Origin of the sequence: Mesorhizobium sp. M7A.F.Ca.CA.002.04.1.1 (assembly GCF_004022805.1) — a bacterium.
In the GTDB taxonomy this organism is placed as follows: Bacteria; Pseudomonadota; Alphaproteobacteria; order Rhizobiales; family Rhizobiaceae; genus Mesorhizobium; species Mesorhizobium ciceri.
Genome location: NZ_RZPL01000549.1, coordinates 1 through 4,016, shown reverse-complemented (window position 1 = coordinate 4,016; position 4,016 = coordinate 1). Strand labels below are relative to the sequence as shown.

Genomic DNA, 4,016 nt, shown 5'->3' with positions numbered 1-4,016 from the left:
CGCGGGGATCATGCACGTCCATATCGAGGTGCATGTGCACGCGTTTGGCGCCGGCGATCTTCAGTCTTTCGGTCGCCTGGGCCACCCCGGCGCATTCCGTCCGCACGATCGGCAGCGTCTCCAGCAGCCGCTTCTCGTCCGGATCGAGATCGCGCGCGTTGACGAGCACGCAACGCGACGGATCGATCGGCTTGAAGCCGGGAATGGCCGACGCCATCGGCCTCCAGCACAGGCCAAGCACCGTCGCCAGCGCCATGCCGTCGAGAAAGCCGTATGCCGATGTCTCGGGCGTGTTGAGGTCGCCATGCTGGTCGGCCCAGATGATCGCATCGGCGTCCTCGCCGGCGACCGCACCGGCTGATGTCAGGCAATTTCCCGCAAGGACGATGGGAAACCGACCGGCGTCACGGGCAAGGCGAACCTCGGTCGCAACCGCGTTGCAGACAGCAAAGCCGGTGGCGATCTCGCGCTCCTGGATGTCTCCGACCCTGCCGATGTCTTCCACCGTAACGTCATGGCCGGCCATGGTCAGCGCGTCGACGAGCCCGCCTGATATCAGTGCGTCCGGGCCCTGGCCCATGCCGCCATGGTAATGACCGCTGTCGTAGGAGGCCAGGATGATGGAGATTTTCACGTCCGCGTCTCCGCCCTGCCCTGCAGGATCGCCAGGGCCTCGGCCGGATCGATGCGGCCGTCATAGAGCGCGCGCCCGGAGATCGCCCCTTCGAGCTTTTGCGCATCGGGCATGGTCATGCGCATGATGTCGGCGATCGAGGCGAGGCCGCCCGACGCGATGACCGGGATCGATACGGCATCGGCGAGATCGATGGTGGCGTCCCAGTTGATGCCTGTCAAAACGCCGTCGCGATCGATATCGGTGTAGATGATGGCGGCGACTCCGGCGCCCTCGAATTTCCTCGCCAGTTCGACGACGCCGAGGCTCGACGCCTCGGCCCAGCCCTCGACGGCGACCTTGCCGCCCTTGGCGTCGATGCCGACGGCGACCTTGCCCGGAAACGCCTTGCAGGCCTGTCTGACCAGGTCCGGGTCACGCACCGCCACCGTGCCGAGGATGACACGGGCCAGCCCGCGATCGAGCCAGTCCTCGATCTGCGCCAGCGTGCGGATGCCGCCGCCGAGCTGCACAGGGTTCTTCGTCGCCTTGAGGATGGCGCCGACCGCCGCGCTGTTGACGCTCTGGCCCTGGAAAGCGCCGTTGAGGTCGACGACATGCAGCCATTCGAAGCCCTGTTGCTCGAAGGCCCGCGCCTGCGCTGCAGGATCATCGTTGTAGATGGTCGCGGTGGCCATGTCGCCGTGCTTCAGGCGCACGCACTGGCCGTCCTTGAGATCGATGGCGGGGAAAAGGATCATCCGTTCAGGCGCCTTCCACAATGGCGAAATGCGATGTCGAATAGAGACGTCGGAACTTCAGCGCCGCCTGGTATTCGGGCGAATGGAAGCAGGCGAGTGCGACCGCGTAGCTCTCGAACTCGATGATGACATGGCGATTGCCCGACGACCCTTCCGGGCTCGACGACTGACCGCCGCGGGTCAGGAATTTTGCGCCATATTTGTCGAAAGCCGCTTTGTTGGCGGCAATGTATAGCGGATAGTTTTCCGGATCGGTCACCTCGACCATCGCCATCCAGTAACCCTTCTTGCTCATCGGTTTCCCCTTTGCTTGAGCATGATCTCGGGACAAACGGGACCGTTTGTCCGAGAAAACCGGGGTCCACTTTTCGGGATCATGCTCTAGGGCCTCCAGCGCAGGAAATTGGTGATCAGGGCGAGGCCCAGCGCCTGGCTCTTTTCCGGGTGGAATTGCGTGCCGACGAGATTGTCGCGGGCGACGGCCGCCGTCACCGGGCCGCCATAATCGGCGACCGCCAGCACTTCGTCCGGCTTGCGCGCATCGAGGTGGTAGGAGTGCACGAAATAGGCGTGCAGCCCGTTGGTCCCGGTGGGAATGCCGGCAAACAGTGGATGCTGGCGTTTGAGTTCGATGGTGTTCCAGCCGATCTGCGGGATCTTCAGCGCCGGATCGGAAGGCATGATCTCCTTGACGTCGCCCGATATCCAGCCGAAGCCCTCGGTAATTGTCTTTTCAAGGCCGCGCTGCGACATCAGTTGCATGCCGACGCAGATGCCGAGGAAAGGCCGGCCCTTGACGATCGCGACATCTTCGACGGCTTCCCACATGCCTTCGACGGCCTGCAGGCCGGCCGCGCAATCGGCAGAGGCGCCGACGCCGGGCAGGACGATGCGATCGGCCGTGCGCACCCGCTCGGCATCGGCCGTCAGGTCGATCTGCGCCGCGATGCCGGCTTCGCGCGCGGCGCGCTCGAAAGCCTTGGTGGCCGAGCGCAGATTGCCCGAGCCGTAGTCGATGATCGCAACCCGCATCTCAGCTTCTTCCCGGAATCATGTCAGTTTCTTCCCGGTATGTGGGTCAGCCCCAGCGCAATGCCCGGCTGCGCTGGCCGCGCGAGGGCAGCATCGGGGACCATGCGCGGCGCCGGCACAACCTCATCGGCAAGCGCTTCCGCCTCCAGTGCATAGCGTGTGTCGGCATCGTCGAGCCAACCGGCTTCGACCGCGCCCCACTCGTGCCAACCACGCCGGCGAAGTGCCGCGATGCGCAGGCCTTGCCCTTCCAGGCCGACATAGAGCGAAACCAACAACGACAGCAGCGACCCGGCCACACCAAGGCCGAGCTTCTGGCCCAGCATCGAAAGCAGGCCCATGACGACGAAGGCAAGTGCTGCTTCGATCCACAGCCGATGCCAGGCGAACCATAGCGGCGGCACCAGGAGGCCCAGCCAGGTGAAGCCATCGCGGACAAAGGCCGTCGCATCAGCCTTTTCGCTGCGGCCTGGCGGTTCCATCACGACGTAGGTGGCCATGGCCTTATCCCTTCAACGATCCCTTGGTGGAGGGAACCGCATCCGGCTGGCGCGGATCGCGTTCGAGAGCAGCGCGCAGCGCGCGCGCCACCGCCTTGAAGCAGGTCTCGGCGATGTGATGGTTGTTGGCGCCATAGTGGTTGGTGACATGCAGCGTAATGCCGGCATTCTGCGCCAGCGCCTGGAAGAACTCGCGCACCAGTTCGGTGTCGAAGGTGCCGATCTTCGGCGACGAGAAGGAAACGTTCCAGACCAGGAAGGGACGGCCGGACACATCGATCGCGGCGCGCGTCAGCGTCTCGTCCATGGCAAGGTCGATCGAGGCATAGCGCATGATGCCGCGCCGCTCGCCGAGCGCCTTGGTCAAGGCCTGGCCGAGCGCGATGCCGGTGTCCTCGACCGTGTGGTGATCGTCGATATGCAGGTCGCCCTTGGCCCTGACCGTCATGTCGATCAGGGAATGGCGCGACAGCTGGTCCAGCATATGATCGAAGAAGCCGACGCCCGTAGCGATATCCGACTTGCCGGACCCGTCGACATGGACCGACACGGAGATGTCGGTTTCCTTGGTCTTACGGCTCGCTTCGGCGGAACGGGGCGGCATCACTCTATCCTTGTCCAGAGGTTCACATCGTGACCGGCTCAGAGGCTTCAAGCGCTCGCAGGCTTGAAAACGAAAGCCTTCTAGCAGCATGATCCGGCGATTGCCAGTTGCCTCCGGCATCGGTATCGGCCTTGCCAGAGAGCGATTTGCAATCACCGGCCCCATGCATACATATGGCCGATCAAAGTTACTCGTACCGCGCCAATCGCCTTATCGGGATGGCGCTGCTCGGAGCCCAAGAAATGTCCAATGAACTGACCATGCACGCCACGACCATCGTGACGGTGCGCAAGGGCAACAAGGTGGTGATCGCCGGCGACGGCCAGGTCAGCCTTGGCCAGACCATCATGAAGGGCAACGCCAAGAAGGTGCGCCGCATCGGCAAGGGCGGCAATGTGATTGCCGGTTTCGCCGGCGCCACCGCCGACGCCTTCACGCTTTTGGAGCGGCTCGAGGCCAAGCTCGAACAATATCCCGACCAGCTGACGCGCGCCTGCGTCGAGCTC

6 protein-coding genes and 1 pseudogene are annotated in these 4,016 nt (G+C 64.1%); 1 reads left to right on the top strand and 6 read right to left on the bottom strand.

The genetic code is table 11. The features are described 5' to 3' along the window. From ENZ75_RS23940 to hisB, 6 genes are all read right to left on the bottom strand, one after another. Positions 1-634: arginase family protein (locus ENZ75_RS23940; protein ID WP_128278355.1), on the bottom strand; the 634-nt coding region annotated here is incomplete at its 3' end. Further along, positions 631-1,374, bottom strand: coding sequence for a 1-(5-phosphoribosyl)-5-[(5-phosphoribosylamino)methylideneamino]imidazole-4-carboxamide isomerase (gene hisA / locus ENZ75_RS23935; RefSeq protein ID WP_063169780.1), 744 nt, complete (start codon positions 1,372-1,374; stop codon positions 631-633). The genes hisA and ENZ75_RS23940, both read right to left, overlap by 4 nt. 4 nt (positions 1,375-1,378) lie before the next feature. After that, positions 1,379-1,669: a DUF1330 domain-containing protein gene (locus ENZ75_RS23930; RefSeq protein WP_013528347.1), complete on the bottom strand. Its 291-nt coding sequence runs from the start codon at positions 1,667-1,669 to the stop codon at positions 1,379-1,381. A gap of 86 nt (positions 1,670-1,755) precedes the next feature. Beyond that, positions 1,756-2,406 (bottom strand): imidazole glycerol phosphate synthase subunit HisH, encoded by a 651-nt coding sequence (hisH, locus tag ENZ75_RS23925; RefSeq protein WP_128278354.1) that lies wholly within the window; start codon positions 2,404-2,406, stop codon positions 1,756-1,758. Positions 2,407-2,429: 23 nt separating this feature from the next. Further along, positions 2,430-2,906 (bottom strand): DUF2628 domain-containing protein, encoded by a 477-nt coding sequence (locus tag ENZ75_RS23920; RefSeq protein WP_063169778.1) that lies wholly within the window; start codon positions 2,904-2,906, stop codon positions 2,430-2,432. 4 nt (positions 2,907-2,910) lie between these two features. Continuing rightward, positions 2,911-3,510: an imidazoleglycerol-phosphate dehydratase HisB gene (gene hisB / locus ENZ75_RS23915; RefSeq protein WP_063169777.1), complete on the bottom strand. Its 600-nt coding sequence runs from the start codon at positions 3,508-3,510 to the stop codon at positions 2,911-2,913. Positions 3,511-3,752: 242 nt separating this feature from the next. Between hisB and ENZ75_RS23910 the strand changes: the two are divergent. After that, positions 3,753-4,016 (top strand): annotated as a pseudogene (locus ENZ75_RS23910) (HslU--HslV peptidase proteolytic subunit); the annotation flags it as partial.